The following is a 1,507-nucleotide window of genomic DNA, read 5'->3' on the forward strand; positions in this document are numbered from 1 at the left end:
CCATAGAGCGGGTGCCGGGGATCGAGGACCTGAACGACCTCAGGAAAGGATTCGTCAGCATCACCAAGGGGGGTATCCCGAAACATCTTCGCTCAGGTGCCGAAGTTGCGCCATCGGTCCGAACGACGATAGCCGTGGCTCTAACGCCACTCCTTCGCGAACCGGGCGCTGGACGCCTCGCATTGAACCATTCTCTGTGGCCGGTCCCGGTCGCGAGACGTCCAGAGCGACCATGTTGGCACAGGCCCGGAGCTCGAGGTCCCGCGAGACGAACTCGCAGCCGTCGTGGCCCTGATCGGTTTCGGATCGCCGGTTTTGCTGCAGCCCCCTCCAGCATCTGCGCGCCGTCTTCGCCACGGTGGGTGGACCGGGGATCGGCAACCGGGCAAAGCCGCGAATGGGCATCCTTCTGTATTGGGGCGGCTTACGTCAAGGATCGGACGGGAACACGCAATCAACGCGTCATGAGGTGCTGCACGGCGCGCTTGACGGGGCCGGTTTCATTTGGCGACGGCACATGCTGTGGCCGTTGGGACGTTGCTGTGGGATGCCGCAAACGGGTCGAGGAAAGACGGGGCGGTCCCAAGATCAGGATACTGCTTCCGTCCGCAGTCAGCGCGGTGGCTGCCACATCATGCCAGGTTCAAGAGCGGTTCCCGCGTGCCGATCTGAACGGCGCATTCAGAGGATGATGCGAGGGGGGTTGCGGCATCGTCGGGAACCGCGTCCCGGCTTGCGGCCCCGGTAATCCTGCGCACCCCGGCGCGGCACAGCTCCTCCTTATTCTGCGGATCGGGATTTCAGCGGCTCAAGCCGCGCACACCGCCGTTGCTTCCGCTCGCGTGAAGCGGAATTCGCAATCATCGCGCCACATGCGATGGAGGACGATGCCGATGCGCCGCGCCAGGGCGACGGTTGCGCACTTCCTCCCGCGCCGCCGGGAAACGCGCAATGCCCAGGCGGTCAGCCAGTTGCGCCGCCCGCGGTTCAGCATCACGATCGCAGCCTGGTAGGGCGCCGTACGCAATCCGACATCCCCGGCCCGGGCGATCTGGCCGATGACATCGCGCTGCCCCGATCGCTCGCGGCGCGGGGTCAAGCCAGCCCATGGGCCGATATCCCTGGAACGGCGGAAGCGGTCCGGATCGTCGATCGCGGATTTCACCGTAAGCGCGATGATCGCACCCACGCCGGGCATCGTCATCTTCAGGCGGGATCGGACTTGCCATGATCCCGGAGAGGCCGTTCCAGGATCGCCAAGTCCCGACGCAACTCCGCCCGGGCCTTCAGAACCACGTCCGTGGCGACTTCCAGAAGGGGTTTGCCAGCAGCCAGTTCCCGGATGCGCGCTTCGAAAGGGATCATGTCCCGGGGCGTGGTGTAGCTGGCGGTGGCCATCGGGTTTCTCGGTAGGGTCGTGTGTGGACGCCCCCGCGAATGCAAGCAGAACTTAGGAAGGTGGCGGGATGTGATCGGGTGCAGTCGTGTGTCCGGCCTGTCATTGCGG

General features: G+C 65.4%; 2 protein-coding genes. Both read right to left on the reverse strand.

The annotated features are described in order from the left end of the window. Window positions 1–808: 808 nt before the first annotated feature. Window positions 809–1,189 (reverse strand): transposase, encoded by a 381-nt coding sequence (locus tag FGX59_RS38010; protein WP_171061026.1) that lies wholly within the window; start codon window positions 1,187–1,189, stop codon window positions 809–811. 17 nt (window positions 1,190–1,206) lie between these two features. Continuing rightward, complete coding sequence (locus FGX59_RS38015; protein ID WP_171061027.1) at window positions 1,207–1,398, reverse strand: hypothetical protein; 192 nt, start codon at window positions 1,396–1,398, stop codon at window positions 1,207–1,209. Between the last annotated feature and the right edge of the window lie 109 nt (window positions 1,399–1,507).

The sequence above is a fragment of the Poseidonocella sp. HB161398 genome (assembly GCF_005870025.1).
Lineage (GTDB): Bacteria > Pseudomonadota > Alphaproteobacteria > Rhodobacterales > Rhodobacteraceae > Mangrovicoccus.